General features: G+C 68.2%; 26 protein-coding genes and 1 tRNA gene. 13 read left to right on the top strand and 14 right to left on the bottom strand.

Annotated features, from left to right (window positions below; translation table 11 throughout):
* Window positions 1–315: 315 nt before the first annotated feature.
* Complete coding sequence (locus AC4FS2_RS10250) at window positions 316–1,365, bottom strand: hypothetical protein (protein WP_491177136.1); 1,050 nt, start codon at window positions 1,363–1,365, stop codon at window positions 316–318.
* Window positions 1,366–1,700: 335 nt separating this feature from the next.
* Between AC4FS2_RS10250 and AC4FS2_RS10245 the strand changes: the two genes are divergently transcribed.
* From AC4FS2_RS10245 to AC4FS2_RS10230, 4 genes are all read left to right on the top strand, one after another.
* The gene (locus tag AC4FS2_RS10245; protein WP_491177133.1) at window positions 1,701–2,027 is read left to right on the top strand and encodes a hypothetical protein; all 327 of its coding nucleotides are present in this window, start codon (window positions 1,701–1,703) and stop codon (window positions 2,025–2,027) included.
* Between the two features lie 193 nt (window positions 2,028–2,220).
* Complete coding sequence (locus AC4FS2_RS10240) at window positions 2,221–2,472, top strand: addiction module protein (protein WP_491177130.1); 252 nt, start codon at window positions 2,221–2,223, stop codon at window positions 2,470–2,472.
* Entirely contained in the window at window positions 2,469–2,780 is a 312-nt protein-coding gene (locus AC4FS2_RS10235; protein ID WP_491177128.1) for a hypothetical protein, read from the top strand. Before AC4FS2_RS10240 ends, AC4FS2_RS10235 begins: the two co-directional genes overlap by 4 nt.
* Before the next feature lie 291 nt (window positions 2,781–3,071).
* On the top strand, window positions 3,072–4,235 hold the full coding sequence (locus AC4FS2_RS10230) for a tyrosine-type recombinase/integrase (protein ID WP_491151589.1): 1,164 nt from the start codon (window positions 3,072–3,074) through the stop codon (window positions 4,233–4,235).
* Between the two features lie 69 nt (window positions 4,236–4,304).
* Here AC4FS2_RS10230 and AC4FS2_RS10225 read toward each other — a convergent pair whose 3' ends face one another.
* The 4 genes from AC4FS2_RS10225 to AC4FS2_RS10210 form a co-directional block, all read right to left on the bottom strand.
* Complete coding sequence (locus AC4FS2_RS10225) at window positions 4,305–4,805, bottom strand: hypothetical protein (protein WP_491151590.1); 501 nt, start codon at window positions 4,803–4,805, stop codon at window positions 4,305–4,307.
* Between the two features lie 81 nt (window positions 4,806–4,886).
* Window positions 4,887–5,267, bottom strand: a complete 381-nt coding sequence (locus AC4FS2_RS10220) for an META domain-containing protein (protein ID WP_491177125.1) — start codon at window positions 5,265–5,267, stop codon at window positions 4,887–4,889.
* A gap of 76 nt (window positions 5,268–5,343) precedes the next feature.
* Window positions 5,344–5,940 (bottom strand): Type 1 glutamine amidotransferase-like domain-containing protein, encoded by a 597-nt coding sequence (locus AC4FS2_RS10215; RefSeq protein WP_491177122.1) that lies wholly within the window; start codon window positions 5,938–5,940, stop codon window positions 5,344–5,346.
* Between the two features lie 303 nt (window positions 5,941–6,243).
* Window positions 6,244–6,316: transfer RNA gene (locus AC4FS2_RS10210), tRNA-Lys, on the bottom strand.
* Between the two features lie 201 nt (window positions 6,317–6,517).
* Here AC4FS2_RS10210 and sigK point away from each other — a divergent pair.
* The 4 genes from sigK (at window position 6,518) to AC4FS2_RS10190 (ending at window position 9,804) form a co-directional block, all read left to right on the top strand.
* Window positions 6,518–7,120 (top strand): ECF RNA polymerase sigma factor SigK, encoded by a 603-nt coding sequence (gene sigK / locus AC4FS2_RS10205; RefSeq protein WP_491151594.1) that lies wholly within the window; start codon window positions 6,518–6,520, stop codon window positions 7,118–7,120.
* A complete protein-coding gene (locus AC4FS2_RS10200) occupies window positions 7,117–7,944 on the top strand; it encodes an anti-sigma factor (protein WP_491177118.1) in 828 nt (275 codons plus the stop codon). Before sigK ends, AC4FS2_RS10200 begins: the two co-directional genes overlap by 4 nt.
* 50 nt (window positions 7,945–7,994) lie before the next feature.
* The gene (locus tag AC4FS2_RS10195; protein WP_491151598.1) at window positions 7,995–8,633 is read left to right on the top strand and encodes a DNA-directed RNA polymerase subunit beta; all 639 of its coding nucleotides are present in this window, start codon (window positions 7,995–7,997) and stop codon (window positions 8,631–8,633) included.
* Between the two features lie 286 nt (window positions 8,634–8,919).
* A complete protein-coding gene (locus AC4FS2_RS10190; RefSeq protein WP_491151600.1) occupies window positions 8,920–9,804 on the top strand; it encodes an aminotransferase class IV in 885 nt (294 codons plus the stop codon).
* Between the two features lie 16 nt (window positions 9,805–9,820).
* On the opposite strand, the gene pstB is transcribed toward AC4FS2_RS10190, so the two are convergent.
* From pstB to AC4FS2_RS10170, 4 genes are all read right to left on the bottom strand, one after another.
* Window positions 9,821–10,600, bottom strand: coding sequence for a phosphate ABC transporter ATP-binding protein PstB (gene pstB, locus AC4FS2_RS10185; RefSeq protein ID WP_491151602.1), 780 nt, complete (start codon window positions 10,598–10,600; stop codon window positions 9,821–9,823).
* A 35-nt stretch (window positions 10,601–10,635) separates the two neighbouring features.
* Window positions 10,636–11,733, bottom strand: a complete 1,098-nt coding sequence (pstA, locus tag AC4FS2_RS10180; protein ID WP_491177116.1) for a phosphate ABC transporter permease PstA — start codon at window positions 11,731–11,733, stop codon at window positions 10,636–10,638.
* A gap of 1 nt (window position 11,734) precedes the next feature.
* Window positions 11,735–12,688: a phosphate ABC transporter permease subunit PstC gene (gene pstC, locus AC4FS2_RS10175; protein ID WP_491151606.1), complete on the bottom strand. Its 954-nt coding sequence runs from the start codon at window positions 12,686–12,688 to the stop codon at window positions 11,735–11,737.
* An 82-nt stretch (window positions 12,689–12,770) separates the two neighbouring features.
* Window positions 12,771–13,871, bottom strand: a complete 1,101-nt coding sequence (locus AC4FS2_RS10170; RefSeq protein WP_491177113.1) for a phosphate ABC transporter substrate-binding protein PstS — start codon at window positions 13,869–13,871, stop codon at window positions 12,771–12,773.
* A gap of 182 nt (window positions 13,872–14,053) precedes the next feature.
* Here AC4FS2_RS10170 and AC4FS2_RS10165 point away from each other — a divergent pair, with 182 nt between their 5' ends.
* Window positions 14,054–14,572 (top strand): hypothetical protein, encoded by a 519-nt coding sequence (locus AC4FS2_RS10165; protein ID WP_491177110.1) that lies wholly within the window; start codon window positions 14,054–14,056, stop codon window positions 14,570–14,572.
* On the opposite strand, the gene AC4FS2_RS10160 is transcribed toward AC4FS2_RS10165, so the two are convergent.
* From AC4FS2_RS10160 to AC4FS2_RS10150, 3 genes are all read right to left on the bottom strand, one after another.
* Window positions 14,458–15,396 carry an NUDIX hydrolase gene (locus AC4FS2_RS10160; RefSeq protein WP_491151610.1) on the bottom strand — a complete coding sequence of 313 codons (939 nt, stop codon included), beginning with the start codon at window positions 15,394–15,396 and terminating at the stop codon, window positions 14,458–14,460. The two genes, AC4FS2_RS10165 and AC4FS2_RS10160, sit on opposite strands and share 115 nt — an antisense overlap.
* A complete protein-coding gene (locus AC4FS2_RS10155; protein WP_491151611.1) occupies window positions 15,393–17,561 on the bottom strand; it encodes an RNA degradosome polyphosphate kinase in 2,169 nt (722 codons plus the stop codon). The genes AC4FS2_RS10160 and AC4FS2_RS10155 overlap by 4 nt, the downstream gene beginning before the upstream one ends.
* A gap of 66 nt (window positions 17,562–17,627) precedes the next feature.
* Window positions 17,628–18,323: a winged helix-turn-helix domain-containing protein gene (locus AC4FS2_RS10150; protein ID WP_491151612.1), complete on the bottom strand. Its 696-nt coding sequence runs from the start codon at window positions 18,321–18,323 to the stop codon at window positions 17,628–17,630.
* A 113-nt stretch (window positions 18,324–18,436) separates the two neighbouring features.
* Between AC4FS2_RS10150 and AC4FS2_RS10145 the strand changes: the two genes are divergently transcribed.
* From AC4FS2_RS10145 to ygfZ, 3 genes are all read left to right on the top strand, one after another.
* Window positions 18,437–18,727 (top strand): hypothetical protein, encoded by a 291-nt coding sequence (locus AC4FS2_RS10145; protein WP_491151614.1) that lies wholly within the window; start codon window positions 18,437–18,439, stop codon window positions 18,725–18,727.
* An 847-nt stretch (window positions 18,728–19,574) separates the two neighbouring features.
* A complete protein-coding gene (locus AC4FS2_RS10140; RefSeq protein WP_491151616.1) occupies window positions 19,575–20,174 on the top strand; it encodes a heme-binding beta-barrel domain-containing protein in 600 nt (199 codons plus the stop codon).
* Window positions 20,174–21,277 carry a CAF17-like 4Fe-4S cluster assembly/insertion protein YgfZ gene (ygfZ, locus tag AC4FS2_RS10135; RefSeq protein WP_491177106.1) on the top strand — a complete coding sequence of 368 codons (1,104 nt, stop codon included), beginning with the start codon at window positions 20,174–20,176 and terminating at the stop codon, window positions 21,275–21,277. The genes AC4FS2_RS10140 and ygfZ overlap by 1 nt, the downstream gene beginning before the upstream one ends.
* Window positions 21,278–21,292: 15 nt before the next feature.
* On the opposite strand, the gene AC4FS2_RS10130 is transcribed toward ygfZ, so the two are convergent.
* Entirely contained in the window at window positions 21,293–22,096 is an 804-nt protein-coding gene (locus AC4FS2_RS10130; RefSeq protein WP_491151620.1) for a class I SAM-dependent methyltransferase, read from the bottom strand.
* A gap of 70 nt (window positions 22,097–22,166) precedes the next feature.
* Between AC4FS2_RS10130 and AC4FS2_RS10125 the strand changes: the two genes are divergently transcribed.
* Window positions 22,167–22,919: a phosphoglyceromutase gene (locus tag AC4FS2_RS10125; protein WP_491151621.1), complete on the top strand. Its 753-nt coding sequence runs from the start codon at window positions 22,167–22,169 to the stop codon at window positions 22,917–22,919.
* A gap of 4 nt (window positions 22,920–22,923) precedes the next feature.
* Here the strand turns inward: AC4FS2_RS10125 and phoU are convergent, their stop codons facing one another.
* On the bottom strand, window positions 22,924–23,604 hold the full coding sequence (phoU, locus tag AC4FS2_RS10120) for a phosphate signaling complex protein PhoU (RefSeq protein WP_491151623.1): 681 nt from the start codon (window positions 23,602–23,604) through the stop codon (window positions 22,924–22,926).
* Between the last annotated feature and the right edge of the window lie 102 nt (window positions 23,605–23,706).

Genomic DNA, 23,706 nt, shown 5'->3' with positions numbered 1-23,706 from the left:
ACCAGGGCCGATCGCCGACTTGATGGCACTCTTACCTTCGCCCGCTGAGGTGCCGGGTTGCAGCCGCATTCCCGGTGGGGAGCCTGTTGACTCCGCTGGGCACATCAGTATGCAGACAACGGCGCCACAATCAGTTCGGAAAGAGCGCCGGCCGCGCGGAAGACGGTCCTCCGTCGAGCCGCTTCTCGACTGTCGTCGGCTCGCTCGACGTGAATGGTGCGCATCGGTTGGCAGTTCTTTTTTCCGGCCGTGCACCGATGCTACGTGCGCCCGCTGACACCGTCGCCGAAGATCTGACTGCTGCGGGCGGGCTACCTAGGCGAGGAGCCTCTGCCCGCGACGAACCTCATACCGACCCGACTCGGGGAGATACCCCGTCTTCGCGAACCTCATCACTCGTGCCCATTGTTCGTCCGCACGATCAACGCCCCAGTCCTCAGCCGACTTTGTCCGGTCGATAGGGGTCGTCCACTCGGATACGGGGTCGACAGCACGCATATTGGTCTCGCCGTTGAAGCCACTCAACACCTCCACGTGGCTTGCGATGTCTCCGGTGAGGTATTTGAAACCGCGCGCAACATCATCGTCGACCTGCTGGCTCGACTCGACGAAGACGTTCGGGAACAGGCGGCCAGCAATGGTGTACCCGACGAGGTGAGTCTCGCCGTCAACTGTGATCTGGCCGACTACCACTCGAGCGTCTCCATTCGGCACACGTGAATCCAGCCACGAGAACGCTTCAGTCAGTTCCTCGGGCTCCTCCGGGTGGAGCCGACCCGATACGGAGGGCTGGGTCTTGAGCGGGAAACCGGTCCACTCGCCCCGCTCGTTACGGTGGACGATCTGAGGGGCAACGGTCGCGAACGCTCGGAGCACGCTGAGCATTGTGCCAACGACTTCCTTGCCCCGAAGCCGAGCTTCGAAAAAGGGTCGCAGTGCGCGAGTGCCGGGGCGGAGTTTGGCGTCAGCGGTCGCGGGCACGTCATCCCAGTCGACGTAAAGCCGGAGGCCATGCAGCCCACCGATGAGGGCACCCGTAGCGTCGGAGGGGCGGACGATGTGAAGCACGTGCTGCGCGACGTTCCGCACATATTTGATGGCGTCGATGAACTCGCCGTCCGAGGTACCTGAGAGTACGGAGCGGTAGGTCGCCTGGTCGGCGATGGTGCCTCCAAGGCGCTCGTTCAACGTCTGCGTTGCAGAGAGGAAGGTGCGGACCTCGCTACCCAGCGAATCGACGTCCGCGGTCGTCGCGGTCTTGGTATAGAACGCCGAAGCGGCGACCTGGACATCGCGCATCAGCTCTTTCAAGACAGCGGCCTCATCAGCCGTCAGCGAGACAGTGGTAGTAGGGGCTTGGCTCATGCCGCGATGATAGCCGCGTCCTGGACCGCGCCGGCCGCACGTAAGCCGGTCCTGCTACGCGCACCCGGAGCCGTCACGCGGCGGTCTCTGCGGAGGTCATGACGCAAGGGACGAAGCGATGCTCGCAAGACCCGCCCGGGTCGATGCCCGATGCGGCCGCCTCATACGCACGGTCGAAGACAGCGCGGATTGAGTGTCGGCAGAGAACGGCGGTCGCGGATAGGAACGACGACCCAGCGCCCGGGGGAAGTGACCAAACAGCGATGCACGCAGGCACTTTCTGTGGGTCCTACGGATCTTGCGCGTCGGCTGATCGCGTGTGTAAACCATGTTGCATGGCCAGATCGAAGCGGCGGAGCGAGGATGGCAGGGCCAAGGCGCACGCTCGTCAGCGCGAGCGGAATGAGAGGGCTGCCGCCGAGCGGGCCGTTCTCGCGGCCCGACAGGCCGCCTCGCAACGTCTCGACGGCAGCACGACCTCAGGTCTGCAGCGACTGGGCGAACTGTCGACCAGGCTCGAACGGCTTCATTCCGAGGAGAGCGACATCCTCCGTGAACGCGATCAGCTGATCGAAGACCTGCGCCTTCTCGACACGTCTTGGAACCTCATCGCTCTTCGCAGCGGCGTCAGTCGCCAAGCACTGAGCAAGCGCGTCCGGTGAGATTCCCAGGACATCGCGTTGCATGTCGAGACCGGACCAGAGGCTGCAGCCGGCGATGCCGCGCGGCCTCGACGAGCTGAGCCTCGAAAAAGCTCCGGGGGGGCGATGACGTCAGCGACGGTCGTCCGCCTCTCTCCCGTTAAGACGGATACCTGCCATGGTCGCCGTCGCCCCTCGGTCATACACTCGGTGCATGGCGCTGGACCTCAACGAATACATCGAAGCGGGCTACGCACTGACGCCCGCCGAACGTCTCGAGGCTGCCCGCGCCTTGCAACTCAGCGTCGACCAAGACACGGATGAGCGCCAGCCCGAGATCGACGCCGCGTGGGAAGACGAGATCGACCGTCGTCTGGATGACGTCAAACGGGGAGAAGCCGTTCTCGTCGATGGTCGCGAAGGTCTGGCTGCGATCCGGGACGAACTGGCAGCGCGCGTTCGGTGACCTTCCGGTGGCGTGAGCACGAAGCTGCCCACGCGGAACTCCGCGAAGCCATCCTCTTCCTCGAAGATCAGCGCGAAGGCTGGGGCGAGCGCTTCGCCGAAGCCGTCGAGGCAGCGATCAACAGCATCCTCGACTCACCCCATAGTTGGGGCCTTCATCGCGGGCGCCCTCGCGTGCCACCGGTGCGGTCGCGAAGCGTTGCAGGTTTCCGGTACGACATCAAATACGTCGTCATCGAGGACGAGGTGATCGTCCTGGCCTACGCGCACGAGCGACGCAAACCCAACTATTGGTCCGAGCGGCTCTGACTGGTGAGCGAAAGGGAGACCATCCACGGCGTGCCCATCACCGACGCGCAGATTGCGGCGTGGGCGATCGAGGGCTGCGGCTGGGTACGACGTCGAGGAGCTGAAGCGACGCGGGCGCGGGCGACCGGGGCCGAACTCCTCGGCAGAGGCGGATCAATAGGAACCGGGAGCCGGTCGCTCCTATCCACAGGCCCGAAGCTGCCCTCCACAGTTGCCGGAGTTCGGCGCAGGATGCATCATGCGCAGCGCGGCGTAACGCCGCGCACCGATGCAAAGACCACGGGAGCCAGCATGGGCAGCATCCACTCCTACACGGCAGCCTCGGGCAAGCGCGTCTACCGGATCAGCTATCGAAAGCCTGACGGGAGCCAGGCCACGCTGCGCGGGTTCCGGACGAAGTTCGACGCGGAGATTCGTCTGGCCGAGGTGGAGATCTCGAAGAACCGTGGGACGTTCGTCGATCCATCCGACGCGCGCATCCTCGTCGGCGACCTGGGTGAGGACTGGGTCGCATCGCGTCGGGCGGATCTCAAGCCGTCGACCTTCCGTACGGTCGAGTCTGCGTGGCGCATTCACGTCCGTCCGAAGTGGGGCGCCCGGGCGGTGGGCGGGATCCGCCACTCCGAGATCCAGATGTGGATCGCCGGGCTCTCGACCACCCACAGCGCAACCTCGGTGCGTCGCGTCCACGAGATCCTCTCCGGCATCCTCGAGGTGGCTGTAAGAGACCGCCGGATCTCCGCCAACCCCGCTCGCGGAGTCAAGCTCCCGCGCAAGAAGTCGAAGCCCCGCGCCTACCTCAGCCATGAACAGGTCGCCCAACTCGCCGCCGGGGCCGCTCGCCCCGAACTCATCGTCTTCCTCGCCTATACCGGTCTGCGCTGGGGCGAGGCGACCGGGCTGCGGGTGAAGCACGTCGACGTCAAGCGCCGCCGCGTGAGTGTCGAGGAGAATGCGGTCGAGGTCGGCAGCTGCATCGAGGTCGGCACGCCGAAGACCCATGAGAAGCGCCAGGTCCCGTATCCCGCTTTCTTCGCCGAAACTATGCAGCGTCTCGTCGCCGGCAAGGGGCGGGAAGCGCTCGTCTTCGGTGAAGGACGAATCCACGTCCGCCGGCCGAAGGCGACGACCGGATGGTTCAACAGCGCGGTCTGCCGCGCGCAGGAGACGTCAGCCGCCGCCATCGAGGCTGCAGTGGATGCGGGGGAGGAACCGCCACGCCCATTCCCGCGGGTCACGCCGCATGACTTGCGGCACACCGCCGCGTCGCTCGCGATCTCTGCCGGCGCCAATGTGAAGGCCGTGCAGCGGATGCTGGGCCACGCCTCCGCCGCGATGACGCTCGACACCTACGCCGACTTGTTCGACGACGATCTCGACGCTGTCTCGGCGGCCTTGGACGAAGCGGCGGGCGCCTCAGGTGTTGTCGATCTGTTGCGAGGTGACGGGCATTAGGAAGTCGAGCGAGGAGGTTGCTCCGATGCACTCACTCGCGAAGGCGGTCATGGGTCGTGGCGGAAACACCTACCCGTCGAAAGCTTGTGGCTCGTTGTACTGGGTGTGCGGGCCGAGTGCCTCTACGAGCGCTTCCGGGCATTCGATCCGTTCCTGGATGCGCCTAAGGTCCCCGATGGTGTCGGCGATGAAGCCGACCTCCATGCTGTAGCACGTGTAGACCGAGGTGGGTCGAAGGTCGAGCCAGTCTCGCTGGCCGTCATCGCCGGACGCAAGGCCGGAGTGGAAGAGCAGATTGAACGTCAGCGTCTCATCGGCGGAGTCATCAGATACCTCTTCCGTCGCGTCGAAGTACACCACCCCGGGTTCCGTCGGGTCCAGGTCAGCTGGGGCGTCACCGCCATCCCAATGCACAGCCACGTCAGCGAGTTCATCGATGAACCGTTGCGGGTTCCACCCTTGGTAGCCCGCGTTCCGGATGTTGTAAACGATTCCTTCCTGACCGTCGAGCTGTCGCCACAGCTGCGAGTCCATCGGCACCGGCGCGCACCCGGCGGCCACAACCGCCATGGGTGTAGCGATGCCCACGGCAAGAACGAGGCGAAGACCTCGACCCATCAATCGCGCTCCCTTTCACGGCCACGCGCCCGCTCAACTACGGCGTAGAGTGCCAAGCTCTTTCCCTTCCTCGTCGAGGAGCACCAGCTCGTCTCCGCGTACCTGGGCGGAACGGGCGAGAGCCAGCCACTGGTCATGTTCCTCGAGACACATCACGAGGGTCGTGTGGACCTCTTCGAATGTTGCGGTACCGTCGCCCTCGTCCTGCCAGCGGCCACCGAACCCGTTGCAGCCGTCATAGCCACCGAACTGCCCGCCGACACGCAGCTCGACATGCGGCTCGCGGTCATCGCTGCTACCCCACCTGCCCGCCGCATCCCCCGGAGGTGCGCAGGCGGTGAGCGCGAGCACGCTGGCTACGACAAGTGCAGCGACGGCGCGGCGGGGCAAACTCGAAGGCCTGGCTGCGGGCACACGCCCATCATGATTCATTCACGGAGCCGTGTGAACAAGGCGAACCGAAATCGATCGACTACGGGATTGCGAAGTCCTAGGGCGCGGACGGCAAGTGGATCAGCTTGTCGTCACCGTCGGCGAGCTCGGTGAAGCCGAGACCACGCCCCCGGAGGTAGTCGGCTGCTGCGCGCGCCGCGTCGGAACCAGCGTGGGGAACAACTCGCGTGCTGGTCAGGTTCAAGGTCTGCGCAGGCATCTCAGTCCGGTAGCCAGGAGGATGGGTCGACACTTCATCCATCAGGTGGATGCCGCGTAGATCTGTCGAGGTGAGACAGGCGCCTGCCGAGTAGCCGGCGTAGTCGAGGTGCGGAGAGCGGGCGAGCGCATCCCCCAGTCGTGCTTCTGTCGCCGCTCGCGCGAGCACGAACGCGTTTCCCCCTACTACCCAGAGCAGATCGGCGGACGCGAGACGCTTCCTCAGCGAACTCTCTTCGCCGTCCCAATAGTCCCGGAGGTCGAGTTCCTCGCTGCGATACCCGAGTCGAGCCAGGTCGTCGACCTCCCGATCCCAGCTCAGCAGGCGCTCTTCGTACTCGTCCAGCGCATTCATCACGATGAGGGCGCGACCGTCGACACGTCGCAGAGCTTCCGCGCGCGGCCCGAATCGGTAGGCGCTGAGATAGATCCGCACGCGCTAACGCTAGCGATTCGCTGATCCCGCAAACACCTGGATACGATGGTTGTCGGGACGGTTCTGGCCCGACCGTCGAGGGCGACTCCCGTCGTCGCGACGGTCAGCGGTCGAGGCGCTCACGGCTCCGACAGGTCGGCAACTTCAGACATCACACGAGCCTCATAGACAGCGAACTGCGCCCCATGGCTGGCGGAGAAAGCTCCGCGGGTGTTGTCAAATTGTTGTCACGCGGCCATTTTGGCTAGGTTCCGAGATCCGGGATCCCAGTCGGGAGTAGAGAGCGAGGGTGTTCAAACACGGTGGGCCCCGTGGGGCTCGAACCCACGACCCGCGGATTAAAAGTCCGATGCTCTACCGACTGAGCTAGAGGCCCGCAGCATCCAGCCTACCGGCCCGGCGACGAGCAAAACTCAGGATGAATCGACGTCGGGCGGAGGGTTCGACCCAGTAACACCTGGTTCTCCTGAATTCAGCAGGGGCCGCGCGTGACTTTCCCGCCAGCGGCAATCCGCCGGGCGTTCGGCAGCGAACAAGCCATAGCGCAAGAGCGGCCGAATGTGGGGGGGATTGAGGCATGCTGGTGCACATGGTCATCGACGGCGCGGACGTCCCGGAGGACGCTGGCCACACCGTCGACCATGTCGCCGACCTGCTGGTGCGCATCGCCGCCCGCGACCAGGCCGCCTTCGCCGAACTGTACGACATGCTGTCCGCCCGCGTGTTCGGTCTCATCCTGCGTGTGCTGGTGAACCGCTCCCACAGCGAAGAGGTGCTGCAGGAGGTCTTCCTCGAGGTGTGGCAATCCGCCGCCAAGTTCGCTCCGAACAAAGGTCAGGGGAGGTCGTGGTTGCTGACGATCGCACATCGACGAGCCGTTGACCGCGTGCGGTCCGCGCAGGCGAGCAGCGATCGTGACGTGCGTGCGGGCTTCCGCGATCTGGAGGCGCCGCGCGACGACGTTGCCGAGAGCGTCGAAATGCGGATCGAGGGCCAGCGGGTCGTCGGCGCCCTCGCCACCCTGCCGGAGGCGCAACGCGAGGCGCTCACGCTCGCATACTTCGGCGGATACAGCCAGAGTGAGATCGCGGCGCTCGTCGGAGCACCGCTGGGAACGATCAAGACCAGGATGCGCGACGGGCTGTCGCGGCTCCGCACCGAGATGGGGGTGAGCGCATGAACGAGAAAGACTTCGCCGAACTGTCGGCCGCGGCCGCCCTCGGTGCGCTGGCGCCCGACGAGCAGCGAGCCTTCGAGGCCGAACTCGCGCTGTATCCCGAGCGCGAGGCGATCCTCCGCGACGACCTGGATGCTGCATCCCGGCTCGCCGCGCTGGCGCCCCCGGTCGCGCCTCCGCCCGCCATCCGTGACGCGTTGCTCGCCCGCATTGCGGCCGAGTCGGTGGTGGGGGATGGACCCGACTCCCCTCGAACGGCCGGTAGGGATTCCGGTGACGGTCCCGAGGCCCGCTCAACGGCCGCGGCCGATCCTGCAGCCGGTCCCGCACAGCCGGGAGCCGGCGCGTCCTTCCCCTCGGCCAATGGGGCGTTGCGCGGTCCGCGTCGCTGGTTCGTCCTCGCCGCATCCGTCGTTCTGCTTCTGGCCGTGGGATTCGGCGCGGTCACCATCGGTCAGCAGCTGAACCCCTCGCCCGCGGTCATGGCGCTGCGGGAGATCCAGCAGGCTCCGGATGCGTCGTCGGCGAGCATCGAGATGGACGGTGTCGAGGCGACCGCGCACTGGTCGGGCGAGCTCGGCCAGGCGGTGCTGGTGTCGGATGGGCTCCCGGAACTCGCCGACGATGAGACGTTCGAGCTGTGGTTCGTGCGCGAGGACGGGGCGATCCCGGCGGGTACGTTCGCCGCGGACGGGGGAGAGGCCACCGCGCTCCTCACCGCCGAGATGCAGGCGGGCGATGTGATCGCCGTGACCGTCGAGCCGGCCGGCGGCTCGCCAACCGGGGCGCCGTCCGGGGATCCGCTGATCGCCATCCCCACCGCTTGAGCTTGAGCGCTCGCGGGGCTCTCCGTGACGCCCGCGGGTAGCCTGGAATCATGAGCGATCAGCCCCGCGACTTTCACAAGCCGGTGCGCCGACCCGCTGAGCTGTTCGACCGGCTCTTCGCGGCCGCGGACCCCGCCGAGGTCTCGCGCGTCGCGCACAGCACGGCGCAGGCGTTGCTCTCGCGAGTGCGCGAGGACCCCTCGGCCGACGTTGTCTCGCGCCTCGTGACCTTCACCGACGAGCACGGGATCGACGACATCGCAGAGCTGTGGTCGCGCTCGCCGGCTCGCTCCCTCCCGGGTGCGCTGTGGCGCCTGTACCTGCTGCAGCTGATGATCCACGACGATCCGCAGACCGCGGCGCTGCTGTACGAGCGGGGGCGCAGCGAGATCCTCTCCGTCGACCCGGTGGTCGCCGGCGCGCCGACGCCAGCCAGCCCGGACGAGCTGGTGGCCCTCATCGACATGATCCTGCGCGGGCTTTTCGAGGGCGACTTCGCCGTCGCGCTCGAGCGGGCCGCGGCGTTCTGCCGCGTGCAGGCGTCGGGGGCGACGCACCTGGCCGACGACTACGAGCTGACCGAATCCGACCGGGCATCTGCCCTGACGACTCGCGCGCTCCGGCTGTCGACCTACGCGTCCGATCTCGCGGCGTGCGCCGTCCTGTGGCGACGCGAATCGCTGGCCTGACGCACCCGCTGGCCTCACGCATCCGCTGGCTGCGCCGCATCCGCTCGTTCGCGAGAAACGACGATCGGGCTGAGAAACGGTGCGACGCGTCGTTTCTCGTCCGGATCGTCGTTTCTCGCGGATCGCGCGGTAAGCGCGCCGGAAAAAGTAAGTGCCGGGCCGCAGAACGCCTCTCGGCGCGAGGCCGCTCTCGGCGGCAAAAGATGGAGCCCGGGGTTACTGCGGCCCGGCTGTAAGAGTCTAACGTCATCGTGCGCGCGTTATTCCACCCGCTTAGGCTCAGAGCATGGCATGGCGTTACGCACTCGTGATCGATCCCGCCGCCGCGGGCGACCCGCGCACCGACTTCTCCGACACCTTCACCGAGATCGACCCGGCAGCTCCCGCCCTGAGCGTGGGGGAGTTGTCGACCCAGCGCGGTGACGGCATCTTCGAGTCGATCGGCGTCGTGGACAAGCATCCGCAGGAGGTGGAGGCGCACCTCGAGCGCCTGGCGTACTCCGCCGGACTCTGCGACCTGCCCGCCCCGCACACCGAGCAGTGGCGTCAGGCGATCGCCCGGGTGGCGGATGCTGCGGAACCGGGCGAGAGCGTCATCAAGCTCATCCTCAGCCGCGGTGTGGAGCACGGTCCGGCGCCGACGGCCTGGGTGACGCTCGCCCCTGCGCCGGACAGCACTTCTGCCCGCGAGGACGGCGTCCGGGTCGTGACCCTCGACCGAGGCCTCGACAGCGGCGCGCCCGGGCGGGCGCCGTGGCTGCTCCTCGGCGCGAAGACCCTGTCGTACGCGGTGAACATGGCCGCGATCCGTGAGGCCCGCCGCCGCGGGGCGGATGACGCGATCTTCGTCACGAGCGACGGCCTGGTGCTGGAAGGCCCCACCTCCTCGGTGCTGTTGCGCTTCGGCGACCGATTCGTGACGCCCGAGCCCGGCGCGGGAATCCTCCACGGCACCACCCAGGTGAGCCTGTTCGACTACCTGACTGACCACGGTTACGAGGTGGCGTACGAGCCGGTCCCCGTCGAGGCGCTCGGGCAGGTGGATGCGGCGTGGCTGGTCTCCAGCATCCGCCTCGCCGCCCCGATCACAGCCGTCGACGCCCGGTCACTCCCGAGCGATCGGGTCTTCACCGCCTCGCTGAACCGCTACCTGCTCTCCCCGCGCGACTGAGGCGCCGGCGCGCGGCTCAGCCGAAGCGGCCGGAGACGTAGTCCTCAGTCGCCTGGACCGACGGGGTGGTGAAGATCGTCGAGGTGTCGTCGTACTCGATGAGCTTGCCGGGCTTGCCGGTGCCGGCGATGTTGAAGAACGCCGTCCGGTCGGACACGCGCGAGGCCTGCTGCATGTTGTGGGTCACGATCACGACCGTGTACTCGTTCTTCAGCTCCGCGATGAGTTCCTCGATCGCGTAGGTCGAGATCGGGTCGAGGGCCGAGCACGGCTCATCCATGAGGATGACCTGCGGCGAGACGGCGATGGCGCGCGCGATGCACAGACGCTGCTGCTGCCCCCCGGACAGGCCGGAGCCCGGCCGGTCGAGGCGGTCCTTGACCTCTTTCCACAGGTTCGCGCCCTGCAGGGAACGCTCGACGAGGTCGTCCGCGTCCGACTTCGAGATGCGGCGGTTGTTGAGCTTCACGCCGGCCAGGACGTTCTCGCGGATCGACATGGTGGGGAACGGGTTGGGGCGCTGGAAGACCATGCCCACCTGACGCCGGACGAGGACCGGGTCGACGTTCGGCGCGTACAGGTCGTCACCGTCGAGGAGTACCGAGCCCTCGACGCGCGCGCCGGGGATGACCTCGTGCATGCGGTTGAGCGTTCGCAGGAACGTGGACTTGCCGCAGCCGGACGGTCCGATGAACGCGGTGACGCTGCGTGGTTCGATATTGAGAGCGACCCCTTCCACGGCCAGGAAGTCGCCGTAGTAGACGTTCAGATCGCTGACTTCGATGCTCTTGGACACTTCTGTCTTCTTCCGATTTTCGAGGTCGGCCGCGTTCAGCGGCCGGACTTGGGTGCGAACAGTCGCGCGATGAGGCGCGCGGTGAGGTTCAGCAGCATGACGATGACGATGAGGGTGAGCGCAGCCGCCCAGGCGCGACCGATGTAGGCCTCGGCCGGGATTCCCTGGTTCATGTACTGCGTGTAGGTGAAGACCGGCAGGGTCTGCATGCGGCCGTCGAACAGGTCGTAGTTCATGGAGGAGGTGAAGCCTGCGGTGATGAGCAGCGGAGCGGTCTCGCCGATGACGCGCGAGATCGACAGCATGATTCCCGTGGTGATCCCGGCGATGGCGGTGGGGAGCACGACCTTGGCGATCGTGAGCCACTTGGGTACCCCGAGCGCGTAGGCGGCTTCGCGCAGCTCATTCGGGACGAGCCGCAGCATCTCCTCGGTCGAGCGGACGACCACAGGGATCATCAGCACGGCCAGAGCCACCGAACCGATGATGCCCAGGCGCACCCCCGGGCCGAGGAACAGCGCGAACAGGGCGTAGGCGAACAGGCCGGCGACGATCGACGGGATGCCGGTCATGACGTCGACGAGGAACGTGATGCCGCGGGCGAGGCGGTTGTCCTGGCCGTATTCGATGAGGTAGATCGCCGTGAACAGGCCGATGGGAATCGAGATGATGGATGCGGCGAGCGTGATCACGAGCGTGCCGACGATGGCGTGCAGGGCGCCGCCGCCCTCGCCGACGACGTTGCGCATCGACGAGGAGAAGAACTCGCCGCTCCAGTGGGGCGCCCCCAGGGTGACCACCGTGAACGCGACCGAGATGAGCGGAACCATGGCGATCGCGAACGCGACCGTGACGACCCCGGTGACGAGACGGTCCACGGCCTTGCGGTTGCCCTCGACGATGGCCGAGATCGTGAAGATGAGCACGAGGTAGAGGACGGCGCTGACGACCGCCCACCCGGCGAGGTTGAACCCCGTCTCGGAGGAGACCGCCATCACGGCGAAGACGGCGGCGGATGCGGCGAACGCTCCGACCAGCAGGGCCCAGGGTGCCCAGCGGGCGAGACGCCCGTTCGTCAGGCGCACGCTGACCGGAGCCGGCTGTACCGGGGGAGGAGCCAGGGTGGTGGTCATGTCAGTTGGCCCCCGAGAATTCCTTGCGCCGACTCACGATGTAGCGCGCGAGGGCGTTGACCGCGAAGGTCACGACGAACAGGATGAGGCCGGTCGCGATGAGCACGTTGATGTTGAGGCCGTAGGCCTCCGGGAAGCTCAGCGCGATGTTGGCCGCGATGGTGTTGGGGTTGTCGGGGGTCAGCAGCTTGAAGGTGACCCCGCCGGAGACCGACAGCACCATGGCGACGGCCATCGTCTCGCCGAGCGCTCGGCCGAGACCGAGCATGGCGGCCGACACGATGCCGCTGCGGGCGAAGGGGAACACGGCCATGCGGATCATCTCCCAGCGCGTGGAACCCAGGGCGAGCGCGGCCTCCTCGTGGAGGACGGGGGTCTGCAGGAAGATCTCCCGGCAGATGGCCGTGATGATCGGGGTGACCATGACGGCGAGGACGATCGCGGCGGTGAAGATGGTGCGGCCGGTGCTGGAGACCGGCCCCGCGAACAGGGGGATCCAGCCGGCGCTGTCGACCAGCCACGTGTAGATCGGCTGGACCGCCGGCGCGAGTACCCCGATCCCCCACAGGCCGAAGACGACGGATGGCACGGCGGCGAGAAGGTCCACGACGTAACCGAGGGCCTGGGCGAGGCGGCGCGGTGCGTAGTGCGAGATGAAGAGGGCGACGCCCAGCGACAGCGGCACTGCCATGACGAGGGCCAGCGCAGCAGCCCAGACGGTGCCGAACACCAGAGGCCCGACGTAGGACCAGAAGTTGGACGGGAGGATCGACGCATCCTCGTTGCCGGCGAACAGGGCGGGCAGCGATTGCACGACCAGGAAGATCGCCACCGCGGCCAGCGTGACGAGGATCATCGCGCCGGCGAACAGCGCCGTCCGCGAGAACCAGCGATCGCCGCGGCGCTGTGGCGGCCGCGGGGGCGCGGTCCGGGTGACCTCGGGTGTGGTGGTCATGGCTTCGATTCTGTGAAAGGGAGTCGATGTCCAGACGGATGCCCGGCCCGGCGGAAAGCCGAACCGGGCATCCTCGGCGACCTTACTTGATCGCCTCGATGGCGGTGTTCACCTGCTCGCGCAGGGTGTCCGAGATGGGGGCGCTGCCCGCGGCCTCGGCGGCGGCGTCCTGACCCTCGGGGCTCGCGACGAACGTGAACAGGCCCTTGACCAGTTCGGCGGTGGCGTCGTCCTCGTAGTCGGCGCACCCGATCATGTAGCTGACCAGGACGATCGGGTAGACGCCGGCCGCGGTCGTGGTGCGGTCCAGAGCGATCGCGATGTCGGTGGGTGCTCGCCCCTCCTCCTCGGGCGACGCGTCCACGATGGCCGCGGCGGCCTCGGGGGAGTACTCCACGAACTCTTCGCCCACCTGGATGGCGACGGTTCCGAGGTCGCCGGCACGGGAGGCGTCGGCGTAGCCGATGGTGCCCTGACCGCCCTCGACGGCCGAGATGACGCCCGAGGTGCCCTGAGCGGCCTCGCCGCCCTCGAGCGGCCACACGCCGTCCGGCTCGCTCGTCCAGACATCCGGAGCGGCCTGGAAGAGGTAGTCGGTGAAGTTCTCGGTGGTGCCCGAGTCGTCCGAACGGTGCACGGGGGTGATGGCCGTCGCCGGCAGCTCGACGCCGTCGTTCAGGGCGGCGATCGCGGCGTCATCCCACGTGGTGATCGTGCCGGCGAACATTCCCGCGAGGGTCGCGGCATCCAGGTTCAGCGTGTCCACGCCCTCGAGGTTGAACACCACGGCGATGGGGGAGATGTACGTGGGCAGCTCGACGATGTCGGAGCCCTCCACACACGCGTCGAACGGTCCCTCTTCGATCTCCTCCGTCGTGAACGGCCGGTCGGAGCCGGCGAACTGGAAGGCGCCGGCCTGGAACGATTCCCGGCCGGTACCCGAACCGGCCGGGTCGTAGTCGATCGTGAGGTCGGGGTTCGTGCGCTGCAGCTCGGCGCTCCAGGTCTGGACGGCCACTTCCTGCGACGACGCGCCACCGCCGACGAGGTTCCCGGAGAGGCTGCCGCTATCGGCAGCGGTGGTCTCCCCATTGCCGCCTCCTTCGTTCGCGGCACACCCGGCGAGGGCGAGGGCCGCGATGGCGGCGACAGCGCCCAGCTGGGCGAAACGAGTGATCTTCACTATGTGGATCCTTCGGGAGTAGGGATTGTGTGAAAAACCCGGTGCAGGGCTCGCCACGAAGGTAGACACGGCCCCTTAATCGATGGCGCAGCGCAGGTGAACGGGAGGTGAACGGCACTCGGCTGTCGCGCGTCGCGACCCTGTGCCGCCCTCCGACCCGGCCCGCCTCCTACAGTGGGACCATGGCGAAGCGATCACCCGCGGAAACCCGCGCGCTGGAGGCGCTTGCGGATGCTGCGGACGCCGCCCGTGCGGCGCGCAAGGCCTCGAAGCGGCTCAGCGACAAGCCGGCGCGGGCTCTGCGTCGTCGGGCCGCGGAGGTCGCGCAGTGGGCCGCGGCACCTCACGATGTGGCGGAGCATCCGAAGCAGGTCAGAAGGGCCGCGGAAAAGGCGGCCACCGACCTCCGACGGGCGACGCACGAGGAGCTGCGTGCGCACACGGCGCGCGAGCAGGCGCGGGCCGCCCTCACGCAGCAACGTGTGCGGGCCGCGATGACCGACTCGTTACCCGTCGTCGCGACGGTCCCCGCGGCCCGTGGCGCCGGCCTGCCGGCTCTCGTCCGCCCGGAAGCTGCGCGCCGACCTCAGACCTTCGGCTCGTGGGTTTCGATGGCCACGATGCCCGAGCCCGGATGGTCGACGGACAAGTGGGCGACGGAGAATCCGCCCGTCTCCAACGACGACGCGCTCCCGAGGTAAGACCCCGCCAGGGTGCCGGTGGCCAGCGCCAGCTCACTGAGGATGTCGGGGAGCACCGGCCCGTGACTGCACAGAACGGCGGCGCGCCGCGCGCGTACCCGCTCACCTACGACCATCCGCACATCGGCGGTGCCGTCCTCCCACGCGTCCTGGCTGATCAGGGGACTCTGCTCGATGCGCCGCCCCACCGCCGCCGCCAGGGGGGCGACGGTCTTCATGCACCGTTCGGCGGGGCTGGAGATGATTTTGGGGGCCCCGAACGCCTGCAGGGGGCCGACGATGGCGTCGGCTTGTCGGCGGCCGCGAGCGGTGAGCGGACGTGAGGCGTCCGGACCCTTCCACTCGCTCCGCGCCTTGGCCTTGCCGTGGCGGAGGATCACGAGAGGAAAGGTGCGGGTCACCCCCTGGTCCACGAGTGCCTGATACGCGTCGAGGATCTCGATGTCGACCGGGTAACTCAGTCGCTCTCGCGCCTTCTTGACGCTGGTCCACTCGAGCGCGGCGATCTCGCGGTTGGGGACGAACGACGATTCCCGCACCGCCGCATCCGTCGCCTCGGTCGCCCAGTAATGCACGATCTTCTCGCGCGAGTTGGGCAGGCGGTATCGGGAGACGCCGATCGGAACGCCGAGGCTCACCCGGATTCCGGTCTCCTCGCGGATTTCCCGCACGGCGGTCTCGGCAAGCATCTCGCCGGGGTCCACCTTGCCCTTGGGGAGCGTGATGTCGCGGTACTTGGTGCGGTGGATGAGGAGAACGACGGGTTTCCCGTCGACCAGGCGCCACACCACGCCGCCGGCGGCGTGGACGGCGCTCTCCGTCATCGCACCGTCCGCGCTCGGCGCCGGCGCTGCACCGAAGCCATGGTCTTCTCCTGCAGATCCACCAGCGGCTTGCCGTCTTCGCCGCTGCTGCGACGGGTCCATTCGCCGTCGGAGCCCAGATGCCACGAACTCGTGCCGGAGCTCATCGCCAGTTCGAACAGGTCGGTGAGTTCCACGACCTGCTCCGGCGCGGTCACGCGGACGAGCGCTTCGACGCGGCGGTCGAGGTTCCGGTGCATCATGTCGGCGCTGCCGATGTACACCTGTGGTTCTCCGCCGTTCTCGAACGTGAAGATGCGGGAGTGCTCGAGATAGCGACCGAGGATGGATCGCACCGTGATGTTGTCGCTGAGCCCGGGGACTCCCGGCTTGAGGGAGCAGATGCCGCGGACCCACACGTCCACCGGCACACCCGCCTGGCTCGCGCGATACAGGGCGTCGATGATCTGTTCGTCGACCATCGAGTTGACCTTGATGCGGACGCGGGCCGGTTTTCCGGCAAGGGCGTTGCGACGCTCCTTGTCGATGAGGCGGATGAGGCCCTTCCGCAGGTGAAGCGGAGCGACGAGGAGCCGCTTGAACTTCTTCTCGATCGCGTAGCCGCTGAGCTCGTTGAAGAGCCGGGTGAGGTCGCGCCCAACCTCGTTGTCGACCGTGAACAGCCCGAAGTCCTCGTAGATGCGACTGGTCTTCGGGTTGTAGTTTCCGGTGCCGACATGGCTGTAGTGCCGCAGGACGCCGTCTTCCTCACGGATGACGAGCGCGAGCTTGCAGTGCGTCTTGAGTCCGACGAGGCCGTACACGACGTGCACGCCGGCCTTCTCGAGCTTGCGCGCCCACACGATGTTCGCCGCCTCGTCGAAGCGGGCCTTCACCTCCACGAGCGCGAGCACCTGCTTGCCCGACTCGGCCGCGTCGATGAGCGCCTGCACGATGGGGCTGTCCCCGGATGTGCGGTACAGCGTCTGCTTGATGGCGAGGACGTGCGGATCTTTGGCGGCCTGCTCGAGGAACGCCTGCACACTCGTGGTGAACGACTCGTACGGGTGGTGCACCAGCACGTCGGCCCGTCGGATGGCCGCGAAGAGGTCGGCGCGCCGGTTCTGCTCCGGCGGCTGGAAGGGCACAGCGGTCTTGGGGACGTGCGGCGGATACCGGAGGTCGGGCCGGTCGATACGTGACAGGTCGAACAATCCGCGGAGGTCGAGTTGGCCGGGAAGGCGGTACACCTCCTGCTCGGTGATGTCGAGCTCGCTCAAGAGCAGGTCGAGGGTGACCTCATCCATGTCGTCGGTGATCTCGAGTCGGATTGGCGGCCCGAAACGCCGGCGCAGGAGCTCGGCTTCGAGGGCTTGGATGAGGTTCTCGGTCTCGTCCTCCTCGATCGTCATGTCCTCGTTGCGGGTGAGGCGGAACGCGTGGTGGTCTAGCACCTCCATCCCCGGGAACAGGTCGCCGAGGTGGTTGGCGATGAGATCTTCCAGCGGCAGGTACCGCGCCTTGCCCCGCTCGCTCGGGATCTGCACGAGCCGCGGAAGCATCGGCGGTACCTTCAGGCGCGCGAACTCCTGGCGGCCCGAGCGGGCGTTGCGTACGCGGATGGCGAGGTTGAGCGACAGCCCGGAGATGTACGGGAACGGGTGTGCCGGGTCGACCGCCAGGGGCATGAGTACGGGGAATACCTGGGCCTGGAAATACTCCGACAGCCGCTCCCGCTCGTGGTCGTCCAATTCGTCCCACGTGACGACCTCGATGCCCGCTTCGGCCAGGGTGGGCCGGACGTGTTCGGTCCACGCCGCCGCATGGCGCAGCTGGAGCCGGTGCGCCTCGCCGGAGATATCGGTGAGCACGTCCAGCGGCGCGCGACCGACGTTGGTGGGAACGGCGAGGCCCGTGACGATGCGGCGCTTCAGTCCGGCGACGCGCACCATGAAGAACTCGTCCAGGTTGCTGGCGAAGATGGCGAGGAAGTTCGCCCGTTCCAGAGCCGGCAGCCGGTCATCCTCCGCCAGCTCGAGCACGCGGCGGTTGAAGGCCAGCCAGCTCAGCTCGCGGTCCAGGTAGCGATTCTCGGGAAGCTGCGCGTCGACGGCTTCGACTGCCTCATCGAAATCGTCGTCGTCGGCGTCGCCGAGTCCGGCGTCCAGCACGTCGCGTTCGATCATCCCTTCATCATTGCAGGGGAACAGAAATCCGGCGCCAATGGATCTCGTCGCGTTCGTGTCCCGAGCTCAGGATGCAGAGGGTGAAGGCGTCGGCAGCTGGTCGTCCTCGTAGACGTTGAAGCGGTAGCCGACGTTGCGGACTGTGCCGATGAGCTGCTCGAGGTCGCCGAGCTTGGCGCGCAGGCGGCGGACGTGCACGTCGACGGTGCGCGTACCGCCGAAGTAGTCGTAGCCCCACACCTCGCTGAGAAGCTGTTCCCGCGTGAACACCCGGGAGGGGTGCGTGGCGAAGAAGTGGAGGAGCTGGAACTCCTTGTAGGTGAGGTCGAGCGGCTTGCCGTGGACCTTCGCGGAGTATGAGGACTCGTCGATCGTGATTCCGGAGGTCTGGATGCGGGTGGACACCTGCTCCTTCGACATCCGGCCGATGGCGAGACGCACGCGGGCGTCGACCTCGGCCGGTCCGGCGGTGACGAGGATGACGTCATCCACCCCCCAGTCGGTGGACACGGCCGTGAGGCCGCCCTCCGTGACGACGAGGAGCAGCGGCGCGTCGAGCCCGGTCGTGTTGAGGATCTTGCACAGCGACTTCGCCCCGACGAGGTCGATGCGCGCGTCGACGAAAATGACGTCGGCGCTGGGTGCGTTGACGAGCTGAGCGGGTTCGGCGGGGATCTGGCGTACCCGGTGACTGAGCAGTTCGAGCGCGGGCAGAACGGCGCCTCCACCGTTCGCGGAACTCAGAACGAGAAGCTGTGCCAACACCGACCTCCCCCCGATGCGGCGGGCCGCATCACCCCCATATCTTAGGGTGAGTCGGAGCTCCTCCCACGCGCTGCGTGCGCGGCGGCTCGAGCTGAGCGAGAATGGCCGGTATGACCGTTCCGGAGCTCGCGCCGCGCCGCACCGTCTGGGGTGTGCTGGCGGTATGGCTGGTGGCTGCTCTCGCGGGCATTGGAATCGGGATCTTCGTCCCCGAGGGCTGGCGTGCGGCGTGGCTGACGGTGAGCCTCGGGGCGTGCATCGTGCTGTCGTTCGCGGTCCAGTTGGCGTACGGCCGTTCGCAGGAGTTCGTGGTGCGCGTCGCCGCGAGCGCCTTGGGCGCCCTCCTCGTCCTTGCCGTCATCAGCGCCGGTTTCGGTCTCGCCGCTGTCGTTCCCGGGTAGCCGCCCGCACCCCGACCCCGCTCCTCGGCCTCCCGCGCCCTGAGCGAGGAGCGGAGCGACGAGACGAAGGGTCGTCCCGTGTGTAGTGCGTGGGGCGCTTCGTCTCGCTGCGCTCGCTCAGCGTCCGGGGCCCGGATGCGCCGCTTCTCCGGGGGTGTGGCGCCCGGGCCCTGAGCGAGGAGCGGAGCGACGAGACGAAGGGTCCCCCGGGTGTGGCGCGTGGGACGCTTCGTCTCGCTGCGCTCGCTCAGCGTCCGGGCCGGGATGCCCGCTCCTCGGCGGCTCGCTTTCTCCCGGGCCCTGAGCGAGGAGCGGAGCGACGAGACGAAGGGTCGTCCCGTGTTGTGCGTGGGGCGCTTCGTCTCGCTGCGCTCGCTCAGCGTCCGGGGTCCTCCGGGGTGCGCCGCTCCTCGGCGGCTCGGCCCCCCCGGGCCCTGAGCGAGGAGCGTAGCGACGAGACGAAGGGTCCCCCGGGTGTGGCTCGTGGGGCGCTTCGTCTCGCTGCGCTCGCTCAGCGTCCGGGGTCATCCGGGGGTGCGGCCCCCGGGCCCTGAGCGAGGAGCGTAGCGACGAGACGAAGGGTCGTCCCCGTGTGGCTCGTGGGACGCTTCGTCTCGCTGCGCTCGCTCAGCGTCCGGGGTCGGGATGCGCCGCGTCCGGAACCCGGCACGGGGACGGGACCGCACCGCCCGGCGCGGGGGAGGGGTGGGATAAAGTAGCGCTATGGATCTCGTCGCGCTCGAACTGTTCTTCGTAGGGCTGTTGGGCCTCGCCTCGCTTGCGATCGTGTTCGTGTCGGGCGTCGTCGTCAAGAACCTGTACCGCGGCCAGCGCTGACGGCGGCGTCGTGTTCGAGCTGCCGACTGACCTTCCCGCCGACCTTGCGCCACTGTCGTGGCTCGTCGGCGTGTGGGAGGGCACGGGTGTCATCGACTACACGGCGGGCGATTATCACTTCACCGGCGAGTTCTCCCACCGCGTGAGCTTCAGCCACGACGGTGGGCCGTACCTGAACTACTCGGCCAACGCGTGGCTCCTCGGTGGCGACGAGCCGTCGCCCCTCGTCGCCGAGGTGGGGTACTGGCGTCTCAGCCGCCCGGCCACGTCCGCCGACGCCGGCCCCGGCCTGCTGCCGGCTCTCATCGCGGGCCCGGCGCGCACGGTCGATGACGTCGAGAGTCTCCGCAACGATGCCGGCGGCTTCGACATCGAAGTGACGCTCGTCCACGCGGACGGCATCAGCGAGCTCTACCTCGGGCAGGTCCGAGGGCCGAGGATCGACATCGCCACCGACGCGGTCGTGCGCACCGCCGGCGCGAAGGCGTACACCGCCGCCACGCGCATGTACGGCCTCGTCGACAACCACCTTCTGTGGGCGTGGGACATCGCGGCGCTCGGCTCCGAGCTGACGTCGCATGCCTCGGCCCGTCTGGCACGGGCGGACTGATGACCGACTACTCGAACGTTCCGGGCGCCGTCAGCGACGAGCGCGGCCTGCGCCACGTCGGCAATCCGCTCGCCGAGCAGCGTGCCCTCGCCGATGGCCGGGCGCTCGCCCCGCTGGGGGATCGCCGCATCCTCGCCGTCGCCGGCGTCGATCGCCTGAGTTGGCTCGACTCGCTGTCGTCGCAAGCGTTGACGCATCTCCCCGCCGGCGTATCGACCGAACTGCTGATCCTCGACCCGCAGGGCCATGTCGAACACGCGGCCGCGGTCCTCGATGACGGCGAGACGACGTGGCTGCTGGTGGATGCTGCGGATCGTGAGGGGCTGCTCGCCTGGCTCCTGCGGATGCGGTTCCGCCTCCGGGTGGAGGTGACCGACCGTTCCGATGACCTGGCGGTGGTGGGCGGCACGGCCCGGGCGCTCGATGCCGTCGCCGCCGTGGCGCCCGCGGGCGTTCCCGTGGTCTGGCGCGACCCCTGGCCGAACGTCGCCCCCGGCGGCCACGCGTACGCGGACCTCACCGATCACCCCGGGGCCGATCGTGATTGGGCGGAGGCCGTCGTCGAACGTGCCGAGCTGGCGCGTCTGATCACCGCGGCCGGATCCGCGCCCGGCAGCATCGCCGGGCTGGATGCTGCGGATGCCCTGCGCATCCACGCCTGGCGTCCTCGTCTCGCGGCAGACGCGGATGAGCGCGTGCTACCGCACGAGCTGGACTGGCTGCGCACTGCGGTCCACCTGTCCAAGGGCTGCTACCGCGGGCAGGAGACGGTCGCGAAGGTCCACAATCTCGGCCACCCGCCCCGTCGTGTGGTGGCGCTGCAGCTGGACGGCAGCGACAGCGTGCTGCCCGAACGCGGGGATGCTGTGCGCGCCGGTGATGCCTTCGTCGGGGCGATCACCTCCGCCGCGTGGCACTACGAAGACGGCCCGATCGCCCTCGCCCTGATCAAGCGCACCGCGCCGATGGACGTCGACCTCGTGGTCGACACCGCCCAGGGTCCCGTCGCCGCCGCGCAGCAGGTCGTGGTTCCCGCGGACGCCGGGGCGACCGCATCCGTTCCCCGCATCCCGCGCCTGGGGCGCCGCACCGCCGCGAGCTGAACCCCGACGGCGGCGTTACGCGGGTGCGACGGCGTCCCACGGAACGGTCACCTCGCCCAGGCGCCACCGAGCCCGTCCGAGCAGCGGCCATCCCGCCTGGACCAGGGCGTCGAGAGCGGTGCGCCACCGATGCACGGGGCCGAACGGCGCCACGACAGCTGCCCGCTGCCACTCGCTCTCGAGGGCAGCGAGGAAGGCGTGGATGCGCTCGCCGGCGACGTTGCGGTGGATGAGCGCCTTCGGCAGGCGTTCGGCGGCCACGGCGGGAGATTCCAGGCCCGTCAGGCGCAGGGAGATCGTCAGCGTCCGGGGCGCGGCATCCGGGCCGACCTCCACCCACGTGACGATCCTCCCGAGTTCGTCACACGTGCCCTCGACCAGGACGCCATCGGGCGAGAGGCGTGCCGCCATCCGCCCCCACGCCGGCGCGACATCGGCCTCGTCGTATTGGCGGAGGACGTTCATGGCGCGCAGGATCACCGGTCGGCGTCCGCCCGGAAGGGGCACCTCGAATCCGCCGCGCGAGAAAGAAACGTGCTCCCGGGTCTTCGCCGGAGCCCCCCGAAGCTGCTCGCGGGCCCGCTCGACACGCTCGGGATCGATCTCCAACCCGACGACGTCGACATCCGGTCGCACGCGGGCCAGTCGCGCGTGGAGTTCGAGCGTGGTCACGGCGCTCGCGCCGAAACCGAGGTCGACGACGAGGGGATGCTCCGCCCGGCGCAGCGCGGGGTGGCGGGCGATCCAGCGGTCGACGCGTCGGAGCCGATTGGTGCCGGTCGTGCCGCGCGTGACTTGACCCACCACCGACGCACGCATGCGCCCATGATGCCAGCGCTACCCGGGCACGAGCCCCGTATCGGGATCGTCGCTCGATTAGGATGGCGCCATGACCGCGCCCTACACGCTGATCCTCCTCCGTCACGGCCAGAGCGAGTGGAACGAACTCAATCTCTTCACGGGATGGGTCGATGTGCGGCTGACGGCGAAGGGCAAGGCCGAGGCGACCCGCGGTGGCGAGCTCATCGCCGAGTCGGGCCTGACCCCGGATGTGCTGCACACGTCCGTTCTCAGCCGGGCGATCCAGACGGCCGACCTCGCGCTGGACGCGGCGGATCGCCTGTGGATTCCCGTCAAGCGCTCGTGGCGGCTGAACGAGCGCCACTACGGCGCTCTGCAGGGCAAGGACAAGGCGCAGACCCTCGAGGAATTCGGGCCGGAACAGTTCCAGCTGTGGCGTCGCTCGTTCGACGTGCCACCGCCGCCCCTGCCCGCCGACGACGAGTTCAGCCAGGTCGGCGACCCGCGCTACGTCGGGATCGACGGTGAGATTCCGGACACCGAATCGTTGAAGCTCGTGATCGATCGGCTGCTCCCGTACTGGGAGGGGGAGATCGTCCCCGACCTCCGCGCCGGCAAGACCGTGCTCGTCACGGCGCACGGCAACTCCCTGCGCGGCCTGGTGAAGCACCTCGAGGGCATCAGCGACGAGGCGATCGCTGAGCTGAACATCCCCACGGGCATCCCGCTCGTATACCGCCTCAACGAAGACCTCACCCCGCAGGGTCCGGGGGAGTACCTCGACCCGGATGCTGCGGCCGCCGGTGCCGCCGCCGTGGCAGCGCAGGGTAAGAAGGGCTGACGACCTACTCGGCGATCGCCGCCTCCACCGAGAGGTGGTGGTCGGCGGTCCAGTCGCCCGTGGCGAGGTAGACGACCTTCTTCGCGACCGACTCGGCGTGGTCGGCGAAACGCTCGTGGTAACGGCTGGCCAGCGTCGCGTCGACGGTGGCCATGGCCTCGCCCTTCCAGTTGTCGCCGAGGACCTTCTCGAACACGCTGACGTGCAGCTCGTCGATCGAGTCGTCGTCGTTCCGGATCTCCTCCGCCAGGCGCAGGTCTTCGGTGCGCAGGAGCTCGGTGAGCTTGCGAGCCACCGACACGTCGAGCTCCCCCATCCGCTTGAAGGTGCTCTTCAGGCCCTTGGGGATCGCCCGCTCGGGGAAGCGGGAGCGCGCGAGCTGAGCGATGTGCTCGGCCATGTCACCCATCCGTTCGAGCGATGCGCTGACGCGCAGGGCCGTGACGACGATCCGCAGGTCACGGGCGACGGGCTGCTGGCGGGCGAGGATCTCGATCGCCAATTCGTCGAGCGCGACCGCCTTTTCGTCGATGACGCGATCGTTCTCGATGACCTCCTCGGCCAGGGCCACATCGCTCGTCGAGAACGCGCGGGTGGCCCCGTCGATCGCGACCGTGACCAGCTCGGCGATCTCGACGAGACGGTTCTGCACGTCCTGGAGCGACTGATGGAAAACTTCGCGCATCGCAGCAACCTTCCTGATTCGAGGCACGGCACACCCATGCCACGACCTTCGCGATTGTCGTGAGCGAAGGTGAACGGACGGTGCCGTGCGAGTGAATAGTAT

The organism is Microbacterium sp. Z10_103 (assembly GCF_058310455.1).
This window is presented reverse-complemented; position numbering and strand designations above follow the sequence as displayed.